The following is a 23,348-nucleotide window of genomic DNA, read 5'->3' on the forward strand; positions in this document are numbered from 1 at the left end:
ATATCATGTTTTAGTACGGGCCGGGACGCACGCCCCCCGGCCCGGTTGCGTTATACCAACCCGTATTGCTGCGTCAGCAACGAATGCAACAGCGGCCCGAGCGTCTCCAGCGAAGCCGGCGACAGAATGTCCGCGTGTTCGCAGCGCTGGTGATGGCAGATCAGCCCATCCAGATACGGCGCCCACACGGCGTCGATATCCATCTCCGGCGGCAGCGTCTGGTCGGCGACAAACAGCGTCGCCGTGCCGTCGAAACGCCGGCTGCGCGCCTGGGACAGAATGCGCACCGCGTCGCGGTAGTTGGCGACGATGCTGTCGAACATTGCCGCCTTCTCCGCCATCAGCGCCGGATCGCCATGATCTTCCGCCATAAACTCGGCCTGCTCCTGCGCCACCTCTTTCTGCGCGTCCTCCTCGCTGGGGCCGGTCCAATCCTGGCCTTCCGGCGGATAGGTATCCAGCATGCCGAGGAACGCCACCTCTTCGCCCTGCTGCTGCAGGCGCGCGGCCATCGAGTGCGCCAGCGTGCCGCCGAGCGAATAGCCCAGCAGGTAGTAAGGCCCCTGTGGCTGCAGGCGGCGCAGATTGGCGAGATGACGATCGACCATCTGCTCGATATCCTCGCAGGTGGCGATGGCGCCGTCCGGTCTTGGCGACTGCAGCCCGATGATGGGGTAGCTCCCCGGCAGATAACGGCTCAGCCCCGAGTACTGCCAGGCGAAACCGGAAGCCGGATGCAGGCAGAACAGCGCCGGGCCTTGGCCGGCCCGCAGCTGCAGGCATTCGCCGACGCCGCGGCTCTCGGCCGAGTTGGCCGCCTGCGCGTCATCGAGCAGGTGCGCCATCTTCTCCAGGCTGCGGGCGAACATGATCTGCCCGACGCTCAATGGCCGAGGGACGCGGCGACGCAGCTCCGCCGCCAGACGCATCGCCAGCAGCGAATGGCCGCCCAGCGCGAAGAAGTCGTCGTCGGCATACACCGTCTCGCGCCCCAACAGTTCCCCGAACAGCGCCGCCAGCAGGCGTTCGCTGTCGCTCTGCGGCATGCGGCCACTTTGGTGGCTCAGCTGCGGCCGTGGCAACGCCTTGCGATCCAGCTTGCCGCTGGCGCTGAGCGGGAAGCTGTCGGTCATGACATAGCTGACCGGCATCATGTGCGCCGGCAAACGCTGCTCCAGCGCCTGATGCAGCACGCCGGTATCCAGCGTCACGCCCGGTTGGGCGATCAGCCAGGCGACCAGTTGGCGCATATCGGCGCCGCCAAGCCCCGTCGCGCCCTCGCCCAGCTCGATGGCGTGCACCGCCGCTTGCGCTACCCCCGGCTGCGCCAGCAGCGCCTGCTCGATTTCCCCCAGCTCGATGCGCTGGCCGCGGATCTTCAGCTGATCGTCGCTGCGCCCTAAATACTCGACGCTGCCGTCTTCCAGCCAGCGGGCGATATCGCCGGTGCGATACATGCGCGCGCCGTTGCCGGCGGGATCGGCGACAAACCGCTGCGCCGTCAGCCCCGGCCGATGCAGATAGCCATCGGCCAGCTGAATGCCGCGCAGATAGAGATCGCCGGCGCAGCCGACGGGCACCGGCCGCAGCATGGCGTCGAGAATGCTCAGCTGGGTGTTCCAGACCGGTTTGCCGATCGGCACGCCGGCGCCGCTCACCGCCGCCAATGCCGCGCCGGACGCCGGTTGGTAGGTGACATCGACCGCCGCCTCCGTCGGGCCATACAGGTTGTGCAGCGGCGCGGTAACCAACGCCTGATAGCGGGAAGCCAGTTCACACGACAGCGCCTCACCGCTGCAGAACACGCGTTTCAGGCTGGCGGCGGCGCGCTGTGGCGCCCGCTCGTTCAGCGCCTCCACCCAGATAGCCAACATGGACGGAACGAAATGCAGCGTGGTCACGCCATAGTCGTCGATCAACGTCGTCAGCGCCTGCGGATCGCGGTGCGCCTCCGGCGGCGCCATCACCAGGCGCGCGCCGACCATCAGCGGCCAGAAGAATTCCCAGACGGAAACGTCGAAGCTGCACGGGGTTTTCTGCAATACCACGTCCTGCGCATCGAGCGCATACTCGTGCTGCATCCAGAACAGGCGGTTGACGATCGCCCGGTGGTTCACCACCACGCCTTTCGGCCGCCCGGTAGAGCCGGAGGTATACAGCACGTAGGCGGGATAATCGCCGTTCCCCGCCGGCAGACGCGCAGGCGGTTCACGCCCGCTGTCGTCCAGCGCATCGAACAGCAGCGTCGGCGCCAGCGCGGCAAAGCGGGCATCCAACGCGCTCTCGGTGATAATCAGCCGCGGCTTGGCGTCCTCCACCATGTAGGCCAGCCGCTCGTCCGGGTAGCCGGTGTCCAGCGGCAGCCAGGCGGCGCCGGTCTGCACAATCGCCGTCAGCGCCAGGCTGAGGCGCACGGAACGCGGCAACGCCACCGCCACGATATCCCCCGGCTGAATGCCGGCCGCCGTCAGCCGCTCGGCCAGCAGCGCGGCCTGGCGCTGCATGTCACGGTAGCTGAGGCTGTGCCCGGCATCCTGCAGCGCGATGCGATCCGGCGTGCGCCGCGCTTGATCGGCGATCGCCTGATGCAAGGTGGTGTCCGCCACCGCCTGCCCGGTGCGGTTGACCGCCGCGATCAGCGCCTGCTCCTGCGGCGTTTGCAACTGCCAGCGCGGCAGCGGCAAATCCGGTTGGGCGATCCACTGTTGCAACAGCGCCATCAGCCGCGCGGCGAAGCGCTCAGGCTGCGGCACCGAGGCGCGGTACTCCATCAGCAGGCGCAGACGCTCGCCCGGCAGCACCAGCAGCGTCAGCGGATAGTGGGTATAGCCTTTGTTGCGGATGGCGTCGCAGCGCAGCGACCCTGCGCCGCCCAGCAGAGCGTCGTTGTCCGGGTAGTTCTCCACCACCAACAGCGTATCGAACAGCGTGCCCGCCCCGGCCAGGTGCTGAATTTCCCCCAACCCCAAATCGTCGTGCTCCAGCAGTTCAATTTGCCGGTGCTGCAGCTCAGTCAGCTGTTCCGTCAGCGAACGATCGTGCTGCAGACGCACCCGCACCGGCAGCGTGTTGCTGAACAGGCCAACGTGTTCCTCGATCCCTTCTATCTGGCCAAAGCGGCCGGAAACCGGCGAGCCGAACACCACGTCCTGCTGGCCGCAACAGCTGGCCAACTGCAATGCCCAAATGCCCTGCATTACGGTATTGAGCGTCAACCCGCGTTCGCGACACAGGGTCAGCAAGCGCCTTTCCTCGGCCGGCGGCAGCGTCATCTCCAGCTCGTGTACGCGATCGTCCTGTGCCTCACCGAACAGCAACGTCGGCCGCACGTCCTGCAGCGTCTGGCACCAGAGGCGGCGCGAAGCTTCGGCATCCCGCGCGGTCAGGCGGCGCACGATATCGGCATAGTTCGAACGCAGCGGCGGCAACGCCTGCTCGCCTTCACGCAGAGCCAGCATCAGATCGTTGAGCACCACCGGCGTCGACCAGCCGTCGACGATCAGGTGATGCGCGTTAAGGAACAGCGTGTAGCGTTCGCTATCCCCGTGTTTGACCAACAATGCATGCAGCATCGCGCCCGGCTGGTTGAACAGATCGCGCTGCAGTTCCTGCTGCTCCAGCCGGTGCAGTGCCTGCACCTCCTGTTCTTCGGCCAGCGGCGGCAGCGCGTGGCTGTCCAGCGGCCAATGGCTTTCCTGCGGGATCAGCTGCAGCGGCTCGCCCTCGCGGTTGAATCGGGCGGCCAGCTGCGGATGGCGGCGGATCACCGCATTCAGCGCCTGCTGAAGTTGATGCGCGTCCAGTTCGCCGCAGAGGCTCAGGCGCGTCAGCGAGTTGTAGCTGCCGCCCTGCTGCGCCGTCTGCGCATGGAACAGCAGGCCGTGTTGCAGCGGCAACAGCGGCAGCGCCGCGGCTAACGGCCCGCACTCCCGCTCCCAGGCGCGCACCGCTTCATCATCGACGCCCGGCTGGGCGATTTCGGCCGCCACCAACGTCGCCGCCGCGCGTTCGGGATGCCGTTCGGCAAACTCGCACAGTGAACGCACGGCGTGCTCGATGCCGCTGTGCAGCTGCGCAATGTCGCTCTCGCTGAAAATTCCCTCCAGCCAGCTCCAGTTAATCGCCAGGCAGGCGCCGTCGCGCCGCTCCTCGACAAAGATATTCACTTCCAGCCCGTAAGACGGCGCCTGCTGCGCATCCTGCGCCACGGCGAAGGCGTCGCGGAAGCGGGTCTGGCTGCGCTGCGGCGTCCAGTGCGCCTCATCCTGGCTGAAACGCCCAAGGTAGTTGAATAAAATCTCCGGGGCGTTGCGCTGCGCCAGCGCCGCCAGATCGTCACGCTGCGGATGCAGATAACGCAGCTGGCCATAGCCGACGCCGCGATCGGCCACCGCGCGCGTCGCCCGTTTCACCGCGCGCACCGCCTCATTATGCTCGGCGTCATGCAGTTCGATGCGCAGCGGGTACTCCGCCGTCAGCCAGCCGACGGTGCGTGCCAGATCGAGGCCGTCATCCAGTTCGGCGCGGCCGTGCGACTCCAGAGAGAAACGCAGCGAAGCGGCCTGGAAACGGCGGCGGCATGCCTGAGCCAGCGCGCACAGCATGATCTCTTCAACCTGGGCGCGATAGTTCTGCGGCAATGTGCCGAGCAGCGCGGCGGTCAGCCGGCTGTCGAGCAGCGTGCGCCGTTCGCTCACCGAGGCGATGCGATCGGTCTGCGGTTCCAGCGCGCGCCGCCCCAAACGCGGCACGCCGTCCGCCAGCATCTGCTGCCAGAACGGCAGCTCGGCTTCGCGGCGTTCGACGTCGGCCCGTAAACGCGCGGACCATTCATAGAGCGAGGTTTCCTCCGGCGGCAGCGTGATCGGCTGCCCCTGCATGGCGCTGTCGGCCACTTGCCGCAGCTCGTCGAGCAGGATGCGCCAGGAAACGCCGTCAACCACCAGGTGGTGGATCGCCAGCACCAGCCCCAGGCTCTGCCCGTCACGCTGCAACAGGATCGCCTGCATCATGGCACCGGCCGCCGGATCGAGCTGCTCGAGTGCGGCATCAAACGCCTGTTCCGCCGCTAGCTCCAGTTCGCCGGATACGGTCTGAACCTGCATGAACTCAGCGGTAGCGGCTTCCTCGACCACCAACTGGCCGTCGCGGATCCTGGCGCTCAGCGCCGGGTGCGCCGCGCGCAGCTGTGCCAACGCATAACGCAGCTGTTCCGGTTGCAGTTCGGCGGGCACACGCAGGAAAACGCCGTGCGCGAAGCGGCGATGCATATCGCCCGTCTCGGCGAACCAGTGCAGGATCGGCAGCCCGTCGATCAGGCCTTGTCGCACGCTGCGTGCGGTCTGAGAGCCAACGGCCAGCGGCTGCATCGCCTGCGCCATGCGCGCGGGGGTGTGCAGCGCGAAGATCTCGCGCGGCCGCAGCAGATAGCCTTTGCGCCGCAGGGCGGTGCCCAGCCCCATCGCCGAGATGCTGTCGCCGCCGAGCGCGAAGAAATCGTCGTCTGCGCCGACGCGCTCCATTCCCAACAGTTGGGCCATCGCGCGGCAAATCAGCCTTTCCTGCTCGGTGGCCGGTTCGCGAATGCTTTGCGCCAGCGTTTCCTGCGGTTTGGGCAGCGCCTGGCGGTCAATCTTGCCGTTGACGTTCAGCGGCAGCTCCGGCATTACCACCAGGATCGCCGGCACCATATAATCCGGCAGACGCTGCGCCAGCTGCCCCAGCAGCTCGCTTTGCAGCGCCGGCGAGGCGCGACGCGCGTCATCCTGCACCGAACAGTAGCCAATCAGGCGATAGGTGGCGCCGATCGGTTCGGCGATCACTACCGCTCGCCCCACGTCCGGCAAGGCGGCCAAGGCGCTTTCCACCTCACCCAGCTCGACGCGGAAGCCGCGCACCTTGATTTGGTGATCGGTCCGGCCAATGAATACCAGCTGGCCCTCCGCGCTCCAGCGCATCAGGTCGCCGCTGCGGTACATCACCTCGCCTTCGGCGAACGGGTTGGCGACAAATCGCGCCGCCGTCAGATCCGGGCGGCGCAGGTAACCGCGCGCGATGCCCTTGCCGGAAATGTACAGCTCACCCGCCGCGCCGATCGGCACCGGCTGCAGGCGGCTGTCGAGCAACCAGACTGAGGTATTGGCGAGGGGACGGCCGATCACCGGCTGGTCTGCGGCTGTGACCGGCGCGCCGAGGGTATCGACGGTGTATTCGGACGGGCCGTAATAGTTGTGGATCTCCACCTCCGGATGCTGCTGCATCAGGTTCCACAGCGTCGGCGTCGCCGCCTCGCCGCCGATCATCACGAACGACGGCAGCGGGAACTGCCCTTTCAGCAGACCGCAGTCCACCAGTTGCGAGAAGAACGACGGCGTGATGTCCAGCAGATCGATCGGCGTCTGCTGGGTCTGTTCCAACAGCGCCCAGGGGTCGCGGCGCAGCTCCTCATCGAAGATAACCAGTTCGCTGCCCATCATCATGCAGAACAGCGGTTCCCAGGAGGAGTCGAAAGAGAACGAGGCGGTATGGCCGGCGCGCAAGCGGCGCGCGTGGCGGGCCTCGAATTTTTCGATCGCCGGGCCGAACAGAGAAGCCTGGTGCGACAGGAACAGGTTCAGCAGCCCGCGGTGCGTGGACATCACGCCCTTGGGTTTGCCGGTCGAGCCTGAGGTGTAAATCATGTAGGCGAGATGCGCCTCGTTCAGGGGCACACGCCGTTCGTCGTCCGTTATCGGCGTGGCCGCGGCGGCCGCGCAGCGCGCCAGGCACGGGGTGTCGTCCAGGCACAATACCTGCGGCAGATCCGGCATGTTGGCCCGCGTGTCACTGTGGGTCAGCAACATCACCGGCCGCGCGTCGTCGCACATCAACGCCAGACGTTCACGCGGATAGTCCAGATCGAGCGGCATATAGGCCGCGCCGCTGGCCAGCACGCCGAACAGCGCGACCAGCGTGTCCACCGAGCGTGGAATGCCGATGGCGACCACGTCTTCGGCGCCGATGCCGCTTTCGATCAGCACTCGCCCCAGCTGCATCACCCGTTCGGAGAGCTGCCGGTAGCTGAGGCGCACGTCGCCGCAGGACACCGCCAACGCCTCGGGCTGACGCTCAACCTGGCGCTGGAACGCATCCATGATCGAAACCATGCTCGCCGGCGGCGTCAGCTCAGCGCCGCGCCCCCAGGCCGCGAGTTGTCTGAGTTCCCCCTCGCCGATCAACGCCAGTTGACCGTTCGGCTGGTGCGGCTGCCGCGCCAACTGCTGCAGCCAATGGCCGATGCGTTCCGCGTGGTGCTGCAAGGTGCGCGGCGAGTATTTGGCCGGGTTGGCGACCAAAGACAGCGTCAATACGCCGCTTCGAAAACCGATCTCGAACTCCAGGTCGTCGACCGGCCCCATCGCCAGCGTATGGGTGGTGGCCGCCTGACCGTCGAACGACAAGGCGCTGTGGTAGACCTTGACGTTGACCACCGGCCCGTACAGTTCCTGATGGCCGCCGACCAGGCCGAGATCGCGTTTGATCTGCTCCGCCTCATAGCGTTGATGGCGGCGCGCCTGCTTGATCTGCGCCACGGTGGCCAGGCAGACATCCGCCAGCGACATCTCCGGCGTCACGTTCAGCAGCAGCGGCAGCACGTTGACCACCGGGCCGACCGCCGCCAGCGCCTGCGATCCCATCCGGCGCATGAAAGGAAAACCGACTGAGAAGCGGGTTTCGCCGCTCATTCGCGCCAGGTACAGCGCCAGCGCCGCCGTGACGATATCGGCCGGCTGCAGCGACTGCAGCGCGCCATCGCGCAGCGCTTCGTCAAACAGCGATTCCGGCAGCACCAGCGCCTGTTTGAGCGGCCGGGCGCCCGCCTCAACCTCCCGACTCTCCGTCGATAATGACAGCGGCGACGGCAAATCGCGCAGATGCTGGCGCCAGAATTCGGCCGCCCGCTCACGTGCGGGCGAGGTTTGCCATTGCTGAAACTCTTCCACCACCTTGCCGAACGGGGTAAACGGCGAGGCCGCCGGCGCCAGCCCGTGGCGCAGCGCGCGATAAATATCGGCGATCCGACGGGTGATGGCTTCGAAGCTGAAGCCGTCCAGGGTCAAATGATGAAAGCGCTGATACCAGAACCAGCGATCGGCGCTGACGCGGATCACCGCATGGCGATAGAGCGGCCGCTCGCCGTCCGCCGGCAGATCCTGCGCCAGATCGTCGTTCATCAGCGCCAGCGCCGCCTGTTCGGCGTCCGGCCGCGCGCTGAAATCGAACCACTCCGGCGCCTGCACGCGCGCAGGATCGGCGTTCAGCGGCAAACGCTGCACCGGCTGGCCGTCCTGCGCCTCAAAGAACTGCGCCTGAACCGTATCCGCTTCGGCCAGCCCCTGACGGATCGCGCGCTCCAGCGCCGAGCGGTCGATAGCGCCGTGCAGTTCGGTGTAGTGCGCCACCGCGAAGCCGTTGCGCCGCAGCGCGATTTGGTCGGCGATCCAGATCCCCGGTTGCGCCGCAACCAGCGGATAATCCCGATACTCGACCTGAGTATCCGGCAAAGAAAGCGTTTCTGACATGGTGTCTGTCCTTTTCCTCAAACGGAATGTATCGATGTGGCTGTCTGGCGCTTAACGCGCCGCATCCGCCGCTTTCAAGGCCGCCGGCCGCATGTCCTGCCAGTGCGTTTCGATGTAGTCGATGCATTCGCCGCGCGACGCCGGCCCCATCAGCACGCGCCACCCCTGCGGCGCGTCGGCAAACTGCGGCCACAGCGAATACTGCTGCTGCGCGTTGACCAAAACGGTGAAACGGAGGCTTTCGTCATCGAACGGGTTTTGTTGTTCCTGAGTCATTTTCATTACCTGTCTGTCAAAATGTGTGGGTTATTCCATCCCGGAAAGCAGCTGGCGTACGCCGTCCACCAGGCCGCCGCGCCAGCAGAGCGCGTCATGTCCGCCGGAAAACACGCGGTAGTCGGCGCGGTGCCCCGCCGCCGTCAGCGCCTCGTGCATCTGGCGATTGACGAATTCGATATCCGCCTCCCGATCGCCGGCCTGTTGGATCACGTTGAGCGCTGGCGCCGCCGCGTCGCGTTGCCGAACCTGGCGTATCAGCCAGCCTTCCTCCAGTTCGTGGCGTTTTTCGAATTGGGTAACGAATTGCACCGTAGGCCACCAGAAGGAGCCGGACTGGCTCAGCACGTGGCCGAAGCGCGCCGGCCAATGCAGGCCGGCATATAACGCCGCCAGCCCGCCGTAGCTCTGGCCGGCGACGACGGTGCGCGCCCCTTCCTCGCTGAACGCTTCGCGCTTCTGCGCCTGCGGCAACAGCTCATCGATGATTGCCTGCCAGAAGGCGGCGTTGCAGGGCAGCTCGTTTTCCCGGTGTTCGCCGTCGATCGCATCGATCAGCAGCCAGCATGCGGGCGGCAGCCGCCCTGTTGCGGTTTCGTTCTCGATCACCGGCAGCAGCGCGTGCCTTTCGATCCAGTTTTGGCCGTCGAGCAATAACACCAGCGGGCGATTCGCTTTCACCGCCGCGTCGCCGCTGGCATACAGCCAGACGCGCCGCTGCGTGCCGAGCCGTTCGCTGTGCCACTGAAAACGCTGTAGCCGCGCCTCGTCCAGCGGCCGATCGGCGGCCTGCCAGGCGCTTTGGTCGTCAGCATCCGGCCCCTGGGCCAGGGAAACCGGGCGCGGACGATGCGAAGGCCCCAGCGAGAGGCGATTCAACGGATCGGCGATCGCCAGTGGAAACAGCGAAATCCACCAGGCGCGCTGCTGGCGATCGCGCAGCGTTTCATCGTCGCTGAAGACGGGAGGAAGATCCCGGTCTGTGACGGGGAGCAGGCTGTAGCTGCCGCGCCAGCGGCGATCGATAACGGCCGCGCCGTACCAAACGTCGGTGCCGGGCAGCCTGGTCAGGCTGCTGGGGGACGTGCTGTGGTGATCGGTTATGCCGTTGATATCGGCATAAACGCGGCGAATCGGCGAGCGCCGCTCATCGCCGGCAGGATCGCGCCATAGCCAGGTCATTTTGACGTGGCGGTCATCGTGCGGCTCGACGATGGGCGTGCCGTGAGAGGCCACCTTCTGCCACCACTCGGGCTGCCCCGCCGCCTCTTCACGCAGCCACTGCGCCGCCAATCCCTCATGACCGTTGCCTGGCCTCTTTTCCGGCAAAAACTCCATAGCGCCCCTTACATAACATGAGTGATTTTTACAAAACCTGACAATCGTATTGATACTCATTATCGTTTTCAATACTATTTGTCGGATTTTTACCGTCGTGCGCACACGGCGTTTCCGTATCGACGGGTAAAGACCGCTCGCCGATATTTCGGGGTTTATCAGGGTTGCATGACACACAATGCAGGTATGCAGGAGAGAGAATGAAGATTAAAAACAAATGGATAGACAATTCTAATGCGGAGGCGACGGCCGCCAAGCGGTTGTTGCTGGGCTCGGCGCTGGCCTTACTGCCCTTCGCGCCACACGCGTCCGCCGCGGCGGACGAGACGATTTTGGTGACCGCCGACGCGCAAAACAGCGTGACCGCGCCGGTCAAAGGGATCGTCGCCAAAGAGAGCGCCGCCGGCACCAAGACCGCCGCCGCTCTGCGCAAAACGCCGCAGTCCATCTCGGTGGTCACGCGCGAGCAAATGAACGACCAGGAACCGGCGTCGGTCGCCGACGCGCTGAACTACACCAGCGGAGTGATCACCACCTACCGCGGCAACTCCAACCGCAATGACGAAGTGATCAGCCGCGGCTTCCGCTATGCGCCCAAGCTGCTCGACGGCCTGCACTTTGGCCTCTCGAGCCAAAACGGCGGCGCCGGGCAGATCGATCCCTGGCTGCTGGAGCGCGTGGAGATGGTGCACGGCCCGGCCGGCGTGCTGTACGGCCAGGTCAGCCCCGGCGGCGTGGTGGTGATGACCAGCAAGCGCCCTACCGCCCAGAGCATTCACGAAGTCAAATTCAGCACCGGCAACCGCCATCTGGCGGAAACGGCGTTCGATTTCGGCGGCAAGCTCAACGACGACAATACCCTGTTCTACCGCCTGAACGGTATCGCCAGAACCGAGCATGAGTTCGTCAAAGACAGCAAGCAGCAACGGGTGGCCATCGCGCCGGCCTTCACCTGGCTGCCGAACGAAGACACCAGCTTTACGCTGCTGACCAGCTACCAGAACGATCCGAAAGCCGGGTCGCGCAACTTCCTGCCGCGCGCCGGCACGCTGTTCCCGACCAGCGCGGGCTATGTACCCTACGACTTCAACGTCAGCGAACCCAGCTTCAACAAGTCGCGGCGCGAGCAGGCGTCGATCGGCTACAGCCTCGAGCATAACTTCAGCGATGCGCTGTCGTTTACCCAGAACCTGCGCTTCACCCACCGCGATGAAGACTATAAATATCTGGTTTATAACGTAAACTCTGACGTCAATGACCACACCGTCACCCGCATGGCGCAGCATGAAACGCAGATGACCAACGAGTTTGGCGTGGATAACCAGCTGAAGGGGCTGTTCGACACCGGCGAGGTGAAGCACACGGTGCTGGGCGGGTTGGATTACCGCTACAGCCATATCGATTCGAAGATGTATCGCGATCGCGGCAACGACTACCCGATCGACTGGGCCAACCCGGTTCGCCCCAGTATCGATGGCAGCACGCTGGCGTTGGCTTCCAGCGATTTGAAGACGCTGAATCAGGTCGGGGTGTATCTGCAGGACCAGCTGGAGTGGAATAACTGGAACCTGCTGCTGTCCGGCCGTCAGGACTGGTCGCAGGTCAACACCCGCGATCGCACCAGCGGCGGCAAGGAGCAGACCTACAACGACGCCCAGTTCACCGGCCGTGCGGGCCTGCTTTACGCCTTCGACAACGGCATTTCGCCGTATGTCAGCTACAGCACCTCGTTCGATCCTAACCTGTACCCGAGTGCGCCGGGCGCCGATCCGCTCAAGCCAACCACCGGCAAACAAACCGAGGTGGGCGTGAAGTACCAGATCCCGGGCGGCAACACCCTGCTGACCCTTTCCTGGTTCGACATTACCCAGCGCAATGTGGCGTCTTACAACCGTCTCACCTCCGCCTACGAGCAGATCGGCGAGGTGAAATCCAAAGGGATTGAGGCGGAAGTACATGCCCAGCCGACGCCGGAGATCAAGCTGACCGCCGCCTATACCTACACCGACGTGGTGACCAAAGACTCCAACTCGGCGGACGAAATCGGCCACAGCCCGGCGGGCATCCCGCGTCACGCGGCTTCCGCCTGGGGCAGCTACAGCTTCCTGAGCGGCGCGCTGAACGGCCTGACCGTCGGCAGCGGCGTACGTTACATCGGCGATGCGCCGGCCGACGCCATCGGTCAGTACGATGTGCCGCACTACACGCTGTACGACGCCATGGTGAAATATGACCTTGGCCAGGCCTCGTCGGCGCTGCGCGGTGCGGCTCTCCAGCTCAACGTGCAGAACCTGACGGACAAGAAATACGTTTCATCCTGCAGCGGCGAGTACGCCTGTTTCTACGGCAGCGGCCGCAGCATCATCGCTTCGGTCAACTACCGCTGGTAACGAAAATGGGCGGCCAGCGCCGCCCATTTTTCCACCTTTCCCGCCGCCTTTACTCCTGCTTCAATTCTCGCAAGTGCTTGTACACCGTGGCGCGCCCCATCGACAGCACGTTGGCGATGTAGTCCGCGGCGCTTTTGGCCTTGAACGCCCCCTGATGATAGAGATCGCTGACCAGCCGCCGTTTCTGTTCGCGGCTCAGCGCGCCGAGCGCGGCGTTTTCGCGCCGCAGCCAGTCGTGCAGGAAGGTGTTGATCTTCTCCTGCCAGTCATCTTTGAACAGCTCTTGCGGCTGTGGCTGCAGCCGCGTGACCGACAGGAACATGTCCAGCGCGTTGCGGGCGTCCTCGAACATCGCGGTGCTCAGGTTGATGCACAGCAGATAGCTGGGCTTGCCCTGCTCGTCGCGCGCGGCGATGCTCACGGAACGCATCTTTTTGCCGTCCCAGTTCAGCTTCTCATAGGGGCCGGTCACGCCGGCGCCGCCATCAAGCTCGAAGTCCTCCAGCCCGGCGTCATCGCCCGGTTTGCGCTTCGACAGGTTGTTGGCCAGATAGGCAATCTTGTTGGTGGCCAGATCGTGGATCACCACTTCCGCATTCGGAAAAAACAGCGCCGCGATGCCGTCGGCGACCGAGCGCAAAAGTTCGAGTTGAGAAGAAGAGTTCGGCACGCTGGGGGGTCTCCGTATAGCCCGGTTTGGTTTGCGGTTCAGCCGCTTAGCATACCGCAGTTGCCGCCGCTTGCCGAGTGGATGGCGTTGGCGTCTCCTTCACCGACGGCTGCGCCGCAAGCGCCTTTATTGTCCTTGCCGGGGATCGGTCACCCGTCCGTTTCTGGTGAATAAGCTTTTCAGCCCACTCTTCTGCCGCAACACATTAAAACAGCCTCGAATCATGCTCCTCTTTGCCAGGTAAAACACGGCGGCAGACGGCGTTTTAACAGGATTTTAACGCTGCCGAGGGGAAACGCCATTGTCAACATGGCTGTTAAATAAAATGAAACTTTTTGATCACATTCAAGCTTCTGAAAAATAGATAAAAAGGGTTTTTATGCGCTTTACATGCATAAATTATGCATGTGCTCGCTCACTGCCGACAAAAAGTAATTAACTATTCATTTATCGCCCTGCAGGCGGCGAAAAACCGCCCGCTGGCCCGATGAGCGGGGGGCTAACAACCGGCATAATTAGTGGTAAATTTAGCGTCGCAAAGTGTTATGCGCTTGCTAATCCACGGTTAAACGAAATAAATACCTCTAATATATAAAGGTTGGTTATGGAAAAGCTATCCTACGCTTCAGACAGCAGCACCACCGCTTGGGCTACATATCTGCAACAAATCGATCGCGTCGCCCCTTACCTCGGCGAGCTGTCACGCTGGGTTGATACGCTGCGTCACCCTAAGCGCGCTTTGATTGTCGATATCCCGCTGCAGATGGACGATGGCACCATCCGTCACTTCGAAGGTTTCCGCGTACAGCACAACCTGTCGCGTGGGCCGGGCAAAGGCGGTATCCGCTTCCACCCTGACGTCGATCTGAACGAAGTGATGGCCCTGTCCGCCTGGATGACCATCAAGTGTGCCGCGGTCAACCTGCCGTACGGCGGCGCCAAGGGCGGCATCCGCGTCGACCCGTTCAAACTGTCTGAAGGCGAACTGGAGCGACTGACCCGCCGCTACACCAGCGAAATCGGCTTCATCATCGGGCCACAGAAAGACATCCCTGCGCCGGACGTCGGCACCAACGCCAAAGTGATGGCCTGGATGATGGACACCTACTCCATGAACCACGGCACCACCATCACCGGCGTGGTCACCGGCAAGCCAATCCACCTCGGCGGCTCCCTGGGCCGTGAGAAAGCGACCGGCCGCGGCGTGTTCGTCACCGGCAGTGAAGTGGCCAAGCGTCTTGGCGTGCAGATCGAAGGCGCCAAAGTGGCGGTGCAAGGCTTCGGTAACGTGGGCAGCGAAGCGGCTCGCCTGTTCGTTGGCGTCGGCGCGCGCGTCGTCACCATCCAGGACCACTCCGCCACCCTGTTTAACGCCGACGGCATCGACCTGGCCGCGCTGACCGAATACCAGACCAAGCACAAGCAGATCGCCGGCTTCCCTGGCGCCAGCGAGATCGAAAGCGAAGCGTTCTGGTCGGTCGACATGGACATCCTGATCCCTGCGGCGCTGGAAGGCCAAATCACCCGTGAGCGTGCCGAGATCCTCAGCGCCAAACTGGTGCTGGAAGGCGCTAACGGCCCGACCTTCCCAGAGGCGGACGACATTCTGCGCTCCCGTAACATCACCGTGGTTCCGGACGTTATCTGTAACGCCGGCGGCGTAACGGTCAGTTACTTCGAGTGGGTGCAGGACATGGCGAGCTACTTCTGGAGCGAGTCCGAGATCAACGAGCGTATGGACAAGATCATGACCGACGCCATGGTCCACGTCTGGAACAAGGCCGCAGAGAAAGAGTGCAGCCTGCGCACCGCCGCTTATATCGTGGCCTGTGAGCGCATCCTGACCGCACGTAAAGAGCGCGGCATCTACCCAGGTTGATGCCCGTATCCCGGCCTGCCCCGGCAGGCCGGGTTTTCCTCAGCGCAAACAGCGCTTCAACACCTTACCGGTGCTGGTCATCGGCAAACGCTCGACGAACTCGACGATGCGCGGATACTTGTACGCCGCCAGCCGTTCCCGGCTCCAGGCGATCAGCGTTTCTTCCTCGATCGGCTCCTCCGTCTCTTTCAACACCACCACCGCTTTGATCTCTTCGCCCAGCGACGGATGTTCGACGCCGATCACCGCCACCAACGACACCGCCGGGTGGCGAATCAGCGCCTCTTCAATCTCGCGCGGGTAGACGTTGAACCCGCCGCGAATGATCATGTCCTTGGCCCGATCGACGATGAAATAGAAGCCGTCGGCGTCGCGGCGCGCCAGATCGCCGGTGCGGAACCAGCCGTTTTCCAGCACCTCCGCCGTCGCCTCGGGGCGATTCAGATAGCCTTTCATGATGTTGTAGCCGCGCACCGCGATCTCCCCCACCTGATCGACAGCGTCGATCGGCTGCCCGGTGGCGTCGAGCAGGCGCACCTCCACGCCCCAGATCGGCTGGCCGATGGAGCCGGGCTTGGTCAGGCGGTGAGGATGGTTAAAGGTGGCGACCGGGCTGGTCTCAGACAGCCCGTATCCTTCGAGAATGTTGACGCCGAAGCGGCGCGAAAAATCCTCCAGGATCTGCACCGGCAGGCTGGCGCCGCCGGACACTGCCATACGCAGCGTGCTGCGCAAGCTTTCGATATCCGTGTGTTCATCCAGCGCATTCAACAGCGCCCAATACATGGTCGGCACCCCGGCGAAAAAGGTGATGCCGTGCCGTTGCATCAGCGCGATGGCCTGCGCGGCGTCGAAGCGCTCGACCAGCACCAGAGTGGCGGCGGAAGCGAACCCGGCGTTCATCTGCACCGTCGAACCAAAAGTGTGGAATAGCGGCAAGGTCACCAGGTGACGATCGGGGATCGTCTCCGAACCGTCGAACAGCCGCACCGATCCCAAGGCGTTAAGCACCAGATTGGCGTGGGTCAACTCCGCCCCTTTGGCGCGGCCGGTGGTGCCGCTGGTATACAGCACCACCGCGGTGTCGCTTTCGAGCGTCGCGGCCGAAGCGAATTCGGTAGCCTGTGCGGCTATCGCCGCGCTGAAACGTTCCCCCTCGAGCGGCAACCGATCGCCGATGATAAACACCTCACGGCACTGTTCCGCGTTCGCCGCCGCCCGCAGCGCTTCCTCCCCCAGCGGCAGGCCGCTGCTGCCTTCGAAACAAAACAGCGCCACCGCCGCCGAATCCGCCAGGTAATAGTCGAACTCCGCGCTCTTAAGCAGAATATTGAGCGGCACCACCACCGCGCCGCTTTTGAGAATGCCGTAATAGACAGCCGGAAACTCCGGCCGGTTCGGACAGGCCAGCGCCACCCGTTCACCGCGCCGCACGCCGCGCGCGACCAACAGATTTGCCACCCGGTTGGCCATGTCGTTCAGCGCCCGATAGCTGAGCGGTACATCGTCCTGTATCACCGCCGGCCGTTCCGGCCAGGTGCGCGCACTCTCTTCAAGCAAGGTAGCCAGATTCAGCATCGGGGATCCTCCCTGGGTTGAGCGGCGAGAAAAGCGCCGCAGTATCACGAGTATAGATAGGCGCTTCCCGGTTCGCATTCCCAGGGCCGCTGGGCTATACCTTAGGCAATCCCCATCCCGCAGGAGTTGTGATCATGAGCAAGAAAAAGATCCTGATGCTGGTCGGTGACTATGCCGAAGATTACGAAACCATGGTGCCGTTTCAGGCGTTGCAGATGATCGGCCATTGGGTGGACGCCGTGTGTCCCGGCAAAGCCGTCGGCGACTACATCATGACCGCGATCCACGATTTTGACGGCGCGCAAACCTACAGCGAGAAACCCGGCCACCGTTTCACCCTGAACGCCGACTTCGCCACCGCCAAAGAAGAGCACTACGATGCGCTCTTGATCCCCGGCGGCCGGGCGCCGGAATACCTGCGCCTGAATCCCGACGTGATCGCGCTGGTGCAGGCGTTTGACGCCGCGAAAAAGCCGATCGCCGCCGTTTGCCACGGCCCGCAGCTGCTGGCGGCGGCCGGGGTGTTGCAAGGCCGCACCTGCAGCGCCTACCCGGCCTGTGCGCCGGAGGTGCGGCTGGGCGGCGGCCATTATGCGGAGATCGGCATCGATCAGGCGCACGTCGACGGCAATCTGGTCACCGCCCCGGCCTGGCCGGCGCATCCGCAGTGGCTGGCGAAGTTCGTCGAGGTGCTGCAGAAATAGCCGTTCAGGGGATCGCACCAGATAGCGACGACGCGGCATCCCCTTTGCAATAAACCAAAAATCGCTTGACCTTCCCAACGTTGGAAGTCGGATAACGCGGGATGAACTGCTTCCACGCAGTGAATTCCACTGTCGACTTCGGTAGGAAAGGTCAAATGATGAAAGCCAAAACCATAATCCTGATCGCAGCGGCGATAAACGGCGCTTTCGCCGTTGCCGGCTGCAAAGAAAACCCGTCTTCGGCGACACCTGCGCCGCCTCCCCGTGTTCCTGTGGCTGATGTTTTAGTCCGCCCGATAACACCCTTTGCCGAATTCACCGGTTCGCTGGCCGCGGTCAAGCACGTTGAGTTGCGGCCTCGGGTCGCCGGTTATGTGCTGGCAGTAAATGTGCCGGAAGGTCGCCTGATAGAAAAAGGCCACCCGCTCTTTCTCATCGATCCGCGGCCATTTCAAGCCGCGCTGAACGAGGCGACGGCGCGTTTGCAAGAAGCGGAAGCCGCCTCAACGCTAGCCCAGGCCGACTATGTGCGCGCTAAGACGTTGTTCAATAAAAACGTTATCGCCCGCGATCGGTTTGATTCGGCCATCGCCATGATGAAAGCGAGCAATGCGCAGGTCAACGCAGCGAAAGCGGCGCGGGAGGCGGCAAAGTTGGATCTGGAGTTCACCCGCGTCACCGCGCCGATTGCCGGACGCGTAGGCCAGACGCTCGTCACCGAAGGCAACTATGTCACCGGCGGCGTCACGCCGCTCACCACGCTGGTCTCGGTCGATCCACTCCACGTCTATTTCGATGTGGATGAACGCACCTATTTGCAATCGTTGACCGCGTGGCGCAATAAAACGGCGCCACCTGACATTCGGGTATCGGTGGCGTTACTTGCAGACAAAACCTATTCCCGGCGCGGGCGCGTCGATTTCCAGTCCAATACCGCCGACCGCACGACGGGAACGGTGCGCCTGCGCGCGGTGATCGATAACCCGGATGGGCGACTGTCACCTGGGTTGTTCGCCAGAGTCAAGCTGGAAACCGGCGCGCCGCAGGCCAAGATCCTGATCGCCGACCAATCGATTGGCACCGATCAAAACCGGCGCTATGTCCTGGTCGTCGATGAGAATGACAAAACCGAATACCGCCCCGTTGAACTTGGCCCGGTCGTTGAAGGACTGCGCGTGATAGAGCACGGCCTGCGGCCGGGAGAACGCATCGTCGTGAAAGGGCTGGTGCGCCCCGGCATGTCAATCACGCCGCAGCCCGCCGAGATTGACGGCGCGCCTATCGAGCAATTGAACGCTGCGGGAGACGCGACATGACTTTCCCTCGTTTCTTCATTAAACGCCCGATCTTCGCCATCGTGCTCTCGATCTTGACGCTGATCGCCGGCACCGTGGCGTTATTCCAGTTGCCGCTCAGCGAATACCCTGCGGTTACGCCGCCTACCGTACAAGTGACGGCGTCTTATCCCGGCGCCAACCCGAAAGTGATCGCGGAAACGGTGGCCGCACCGCTTGAGCAAGCCATCACCGGCGTCGAAGGCATGCTTTACATGTCTTCACAGGCGGCGACCGACGGCCGAATGACGTTGACCGTCACCTTTGCCCAGGGAACGAATGCCGACATGGCGCAGATCCAGGTGCAAAATCGGGTCGCGCGCGCGTTACCCCGCTTGCCTGCAGAGGTACAGCACCAGGGCGTGGTGACGCAGAAAACCTCGCCGGACATCCTGATGGTGGTGCATCTCCTGTCGCCTGACCAATGCTACGATCCGCTTTATATCTCGAATTACGCTTATCTGCAGGTTCGTGATGAACTGTCCCGCATTCCGGGCGTCAGCGATGTCCAGGTCTGGGGAGCCGGCGAATACAGCATGCGGCTCTGGCTGGATCCGGATCTGATCGCCGCGCGCGGGCTAACCGCCGGCGATGTGATCGCTGCGGTGCGCGAGCAAAACGTTCAGGTGGCGGCCGGTTCCGTCGGTCAGGCGCCCGATTCCAATGCCGCATTTCAGGTTACGGTCAATACCCTCGGCCGTCTGGCCGATGAGAAACAGTTTGGCGATATCATCATCCGCACCGGCAGCGACGGCCGGGTGACCCGCTTGCGCGACGTCGCCCGTATAGAAATGGGCGCCGATGCGTATGCGCTGCGCAGCCTGCTCGACGGCGAGCCGGCCGTCGCGCTGCAAATCATTCAGAGCCCGGGCGCCAACGCGCTGGACGTCGCTCAGGCGGTCAGAGCGACCGTCAAGCGCCTGGAGGGCAACTTTCCTGCCGGACTCAGTTCACGGATCGCCTACGATCCCACGGTTTTCGTGCGGGCATCGCTCGAGTCGGTTGTGACGACCCTGCTGGAAGCGATCCTGCTGGTGGTGATCGTGGTAGTGGTGTTCCTGCGCAGCTGGCGAGCCTCGCTGATTCCGCTGCTCGCGGTGCCGGTTTCGCTGGTCGGCACGTTCGCCATCATGTACTTGATGGGCTTCTCTCTCAATACGCTGTCCCTGTTCGGTTTGGTATTGTCTATCGGCATCGTCGTCGATGACGCGATCGTGGTGGTGGAAAACGTCGAACGACACATCGAAAACGGCAAAACGCCGCAGCAAGCCGCGCGACTCGCCATGGATGAAGTCACCGGGCCGATCGTCGCCATCACCTCGGTGCTGGCCGCGGTTTTCGTTCCAACAGCGTTCCTGAACGGTTTACAGGGCGAGTTTTACCGGCAGTTCGCGCTGACCATCGCCATTTCAACCCTGCTGTCGGCGCTCAATTCGCTTACGCTCAGCCCGGCGCTGGCGGGCATGTTGCTGCGGCCTCATCCGGCGAAACCTCGCGCTCCCGGCCGCATTGGGCGCGTCTTGCAAGCCGCTGTCCGGCCTTTCCAACGCGCGCCGGACGCGTATGCCAATGCCGTGCGTAAAACGGTGCGCGTCCGCGGGATGGCGCTGGCTATTTACGGCGGGCTGCTCGTTCTGACGTTTTTCAGCTTCCAGGCCGTTCCGCCGGGCTTCGTGCCCATGCAGGATAAGTACTATCTGGTCGGCATCGCCCAACTGCCCAATTCGGCCTCGCTGGATCGCACCGATGCGGTCGTTAAACAGATGTCGAAGATCGCGCTGGCGGAACCCGGGGTGGAAAGCGTCGTGGCCTTTCCGGGGCTGTCGATTAACGGCTTCGTCAATGTGCCGAACGCCGCCGTGATGTTCGTCATGCTCGATCCGTTTAAAGATCGCGCCACGCCCGATCTGGCCGCCTCCGCCATAGCCGGTCGGCTGCAGGCGAAATTCGCCGACATTCCCGATGGTTTCCTCGGCGTATTTCCGCCACCGCCCGTTCCCGGTCTCGGCGCTACCGGCGGATTCAAGATGCAGGTGGAGGATCGCAGCGGCGCGGGGCTTGAGTCCCTGGTTGAGCACACGCGGATCCTGATGATGAAAGCCACCGAATCGGGCCAGGTCGCCGGTCTGATGACCAGTCTGGATATCAACGCGCCGCAACTCGATGTGGTTATCGACCGCACTCAGGCGCAAAGTCAGGGTGTCAGCCTGGCGGATGTGTTCGAGTCGCTGCAAATCTACCTCGGCTCGCTTTACATCAACGATTTCAACCGATTCGGCCGCACCTACAAAGTCACCGCTCAGGCCGATGCCGCCCATCGCATGCAGGCCGAAGCTATCGGCCGGCTGCAGGTGCGCAACGCGGCCGGCGACATGCTGCCGCTGTCTTCCTTTGTCACCGTTACGCCCGGCTCCGGCCCGGATCGCATCATTCGTTACAACGGCTATCCATCGGCTGATATTTCGGGCGGTGCGGCGATGGGCGTCAGTTCCGGTCAGGCGGCTGCATTGATGGAGCGCTTGGCGAAAGAGACGCTGCCGGAAGGCATGACCGTCGAATGGACCGATCTCACCTATCAGCAAAAGCTCGCGGGCGACGCGGCGCTGTTCATTTTTCCGCTGTGCGTGCTGCTCGCCTATCTCATTCTGGCCACGCAATACAACAGCTGGCTACTGCCTTTGGCCGTGCTGCTGATCGTGCCGATGTGTCTGTTGAGCGCCATGATTGGCGTCTGGCTGCTGGGCGGCGACAACAACGTTTTCGTGCAAATAGGCCTCATTGTGCTGGTCGGCCTGGCCGCCAAAAACGCCATTCTGATCGTCGAGTTCGCCCGCAGCCTGGAGGATGAAGGCGCCAACGCGCTCGAGGCGGTGATTAAGGCCTGCCGGCTGCGATTAAGACCGATAGTGATGACTTCAATCGCGTTTATCGCCGGCGTTATTCCGTTGATCTTCGCCAGCGACGCGGGGGCGGAAATGCGCCATGCCATGGGGGTGGCGGTCTTCGCCGGCATGCTGGGCGTGACCTTGTTCGGCCTGTTCCTGACGCCGGTCTTTTATGTCGTGATTCGCGGCCTGGCGACCCGATTCGAGCAATATCGTGCCAAAGCCAAAGCCAGCCGTAAGGAGCGAGTCTGATGAAAAATCTTCGTAGAACCTTGTTATTGCCGCTGAGCGCGCTCGCCTTGCTAACCGGATGTGCGGCGGTGGGCCCCGATTACTCGCCGCCCGTCGCCCGTCACCCTGCCGGCTTCGGCAAACCACCGGCTGGGTTGAGTGCCGGAAATGTCGAGCTAGCATGGTGGCGCCTCTTTGACGATCCTGCTCTCACGGATTTGGTTCAGCGCGCGTTGGCGGCGAACCATGATGTCGGCATCGCCGTCGCCCGAGTAGACGAAGCCAGAGCCCTGTTGCGTGAACAGCGGCAGGATTTCCTGCCGCGCGCCGGTGCCGCGCTGAGTTATGAGACGCGTCGACTGGGTGAAGCGGAGAAGCTGGCCGCCCAGCCACGCCATACGCAAACCTATCGCGGTGCGATTGATTCGACATGGGAAATCGATCTCTTTGGACACGTTCGGCGCTCGATTGAGGCCGCTCAGGCGCTGGCGGGAAGCCGCGAAGCGTTGCTGCGTGGCGTTCAGGCGGGCGTCGCTGCGGAAGTGGCCGCCACCTGGCTAGAACTGCGAGGTTTAGACGCCGAACTTAAGATGGTCGCCGAAATTAGCCACAGCCAGCGTGAAAGTTTGGTGCTGGTAAAAAAACAAATGAGCGCCGGCGCCGCCAGCGAATTCGACCGATTGCGCGCCGAGGCGCTATTGCGCAACGTCGAAGCGGCGACGCCAGAGCTGGAACGCCGCCGAGCCGCCGCCGTCAACGCATTGGCGACGCTGCTTGGCGAAATGCCCCAGACATTCCGCCCTCCTTCCGCCGAATGGGGAAGCCAGCCGCCAGTGCTGCGGACGATCGCCGTGGGCACGCCCGGCGCCCTGCTCGCCCGGCGCGCCGACATTGTGGCGGCTGAACGGGCACTTGCGGCAGCCACCGCCATGATTGGCGTGGAAACGGCGGCGCTCTACCCGCGCATCGAAGCGCGAGGTTCGATCGGGCTGGTCGCCGGCAACCTCGATGCGCTGACTGGCGCCGGTGCGTTCTCCGGTGTGATCAGCCCAGTGATTCGCTGGGCATTTCTCGATATCGGGCGCGTACGCGCCCGGATCGCCGCCAGCGAGGCGCGAACACAACAGGCGCTGTTGATTTACGAGCGGACGGTGCTGAGCGCGCTGCGCGAAACGGACGATGCTTTCAAAACCTATGCTGAGGCGGTCAGCACGTTGGATCTGCGGTTACTTGAGGCGGCGGCGAATCGCGAAGCGGCCCGGCTCGCCCAGACGCGTTTTGCCGCGGGCGAAGGCATTTATCTGGAGGTGCTCGAGGCAGAACGGGCCGACTTCGCCAGCCGGCGCGCATTGACGCAGGCCGGCACGCGTCAGCGGCTTGCCGTGGTGGGCATCTACAAAGCGCTCGGCGGCGGCTGGGAGACGTGCGCGGCGGCAAAAAACGATTGCCGCGGCGCGACCGGTTCGTTCATGACGGCAAAAATCGGCGATGCACCTTGACCT

Annotated in this window: 11 protein-coding genes; 6 read left to right on the top strand and 5 right to left on the bottom strand. The window is 63.6% G+C overall.

Annotation, left to right across the window (positions count from 1 at the left end; genetic code table 11):
• Positions 1-50: 50 nt before the first annotated feature.
• From SSARUM_RS11915 to fes, 3 genes are read right to left on the bottom strand one after another with little or no spacing between them, the layout of a single operon-like run.
• Complete coding sequence (locus tag SSARUM_RS11915; RefSeq protein WP_140926776.1) at positions 51-8,561, bottom strand: non-ribosomal peptide synthetase; 8,511 nt, start codon at positions 8,559-8,561, stop codon at positions 51-53.
• A gap of 51 nt (positions 8,562-8,612) precedes the next feature.
• Complete coding sequence (locus SSARUM_RS11920; protein ID WP_033638494.1) at positions 8,613-8,837, bottom strand: MbtH family protein; 225 nt, start codon at positions 8,835-8,837, stop codon at positions 8,613-8,615.
• Positions 8,838-8,867: 30 nt separating this feature from the next.
• Positions 8,868-10,175, bottom strand: coding sequence for an enterochelin esterase (gene fes, locus SSARUM_RS11925; RefSeq protein ID WP_223182084.1), 1,308 nt, complete (start codon positions 10,173-10,175; stop codon positions 8,868-8,870).
• Positions 10,176-10,375: 200 nt separating this feature from the next.
• On the opposite strand from fes, the gene SSARUM_RS11930 reads away from it, so the two are divergent.
• Positions 10,376-12,565 (top strand): TonB-dependent siderophore receptor, encoded by a 2,190-nt coding sequence (locus SSARUM_RS11930; RefSeq protein WP_060430086.1) that lies wholly within the window; start codon positions 10,376-10,378, stop codon positions 12,563-12,565.
• 49 nt (positions 12,566-12,614) lie between these two features.
• On the opposite strand, the gene SSARUM_RS11935 is transcribed toward SSARUM_RS11930, so the two are convergent.
• Positions 12,615-13,235, bottom strand: a complete 621-nt coding sequence (locus SSARUM_RS11935) for a helix-turn-helix transcriptional regulator (protein WP_016927684.1) — start codon at positions 13,233-13,235, stop codon at positions 12,615-12,617.
• Between the two features lie 604 nt (positions 13,236-13,839).
• Between SSARUM_RS11935 and SSARUM_RS11940 the strand changes: the two genes are divergently transcribed.
• Positions 13,840-15,114 carry a Glu/Leu/Phe/Val family dehydrogenase gene (locus tag SSARUM_RS11940; RefSeq protein ID WP_033648348.1) on the top strand — a complete coding sequence of 425 codons (1,275 nt, stop codon included), beginning with the start codon at positions 13,840-13,842 and terminating at the stop codon, positions 15,112-15,114.
• A 39-nt stretch (positions 15,115-15,153) separates the two neighbouring features.
• On the opposite strand, the gene SSARUM_RS11945 is transcribed toward SSARUM_RS11940, so the two are convergent.
• Positions 15,154-16,692, bottom strand: a complete 1,539-nt coding sequence (locus tag SSARUM_RS11945; RefSeq protein WP_033648349.1) for a long-chain-fatty-acid--CoA ligase — start codon at positions 16,690-16,692, stop codon at positions 15,154-15,156.
• 134 nt (positions 16,693-16,826) lie between these two features.
• Between SSARUM_RS11945 and SSARUM_RS11950 the strand changes: the two genes are divergently transcribed.
• From SSARUM_RS11950 to SSARUM_RS11965, 4 genes are all read left to right on the top strand, one after another.
• Complete coding sequence (locus SSARUM_RS11950; RefSeq protein ID WP_033634573.1) at positions 16,827-17,396, top strand: DJ-1/PfpI family protein; 570 nt, start codon at positions 16,827-16,829, stop codon at positions 17,394-17,396.
• Between the two features lie 155 nt (positions 17,397-17,551).
• On the top strand, positions 17,552-18,712 hold the full coding sequence (locus SSARUM_RS11955) for an efflux RND transporter periplasmic adaptor subunit (protein WP_272952115.1): 1,161 nt from the start codon (positions 17,552-17,554) through the stop codon (positions 18,710-18,712).
• Positions 18,709-21,867, top strand: coding sequence for an efflux RND transporter permease subunit (locus SSARUM_RS11960; RefSeq protein ID WP_060430088.1), 3,159 nt, complete (start codon positions 18,709-18,711; stop codon positions 21,865-21,867). Before SSARUM_RS11955 ends, SSARUM_RS11960 begins: the two co-directional genes overlap by 4 nt.
• A complete protein-coding gene (locus tag SSARUM_RS11965; protein ID WP_060430089.1) occupies positions 21,867-23,345 on the top strand; it encodes an efflux transporter outer membrane subunit in 1,479 nt (492 codons plus the stop codon). The genes SSARUM_RS11960 and SSARUM_RS11965 overlap by 1 nt, the downstream gene beginning before the upstream one ends.
• Positions 23,346-23,348 lie beyond the last annotated feature (3 nt).

Source organism: Serratia sarumanii (genome assembly GCF_029962605.1).
Lineage (GTDB): Bacteria > Pseudomonadota > Gammaproteobacteria > Enterobacterales > Enterobacteriaceae > Serratia > Serratia sarumanii.

What these genes read in the sequence shown, in the direction of transcription:
- SSARUM_RS11960 (WP_060430088.1), top strand. Translation starts at nt 18,709, where the DNA reads ATGACTTTCCCTCGTTTCTTCATTAAACGCCCGATCTTCGCCATCGTG.
- SSARUM_RS11940 (WP_033648348.1), top strand. Translation starts at nt 13,840, where the DNA reads ATGGAAAAGCTATCCTACGCTTCAGACAGCAGCACCACCGCTTGGGCT.
- SSARUM_RS11950 (WP_033634573.1), top strand. Translation starts at nt 16,827, where the DNA reads ATGAGCAAGAAAAAGATCCTGATGCTGGTCGGTGACTATGCCGAAGAT.
- SSARUM_RS11955 (WP_272952115.1), top strand. Translation starts at nt 17,552, where the DNA reads ATGATGAAAGCCAAAACCATAATCCTGATCGCAGCGGCGATAAACGGC.
- fes (WP_223182084.1), bottom strand. Translation starts at nt 10,175, where the DNA reads ATGGAGTTTTTGCCGGAAAAGAGGCCAGGCAACGGTCATGAGGGATTG.
- SSARUM_RS11945 (WP_033648349.1), bottom strand. Translation starts at nt 16,692, where the DNA reads ATGCTGAATCTGGCTACCTTGCTTGAAGAGAGTGCGCGCACCTGGCCG.
- SSARUM_RS11915 (WP_140926776.1), bottom strand. Translation starts at nt 8,561, where the DNA reads ATGTCAGAAACGCTTTCTTTGCCGGATACTCAGGTCGAGTATCGGGAT.
- SSARUM_RS11965 (WP_060430089.1), top strand. Translation starts at nt 21,867, where the DNA reads ATGAAAAATCTTCGTAGAACCTTGTTATTGCCGCTGAGCGCGCTCGCC.
- SSARUM_RS11930 (WP_060430086.1), top strand. Translation starts at nt 10,376, where the DNA reads ATGAAGATTAAAAACAAATGGATAGACAATTCTAATGCGGAGGCGACG.
- SSARUM_RS11920 (WP_033638494.1), bottom strand. Translation starts at nt 8,837, where the DNA reads ATGACTCAGGAACAACAAAACCCGTTCGATGACGAAAGCCTCCGTTTC.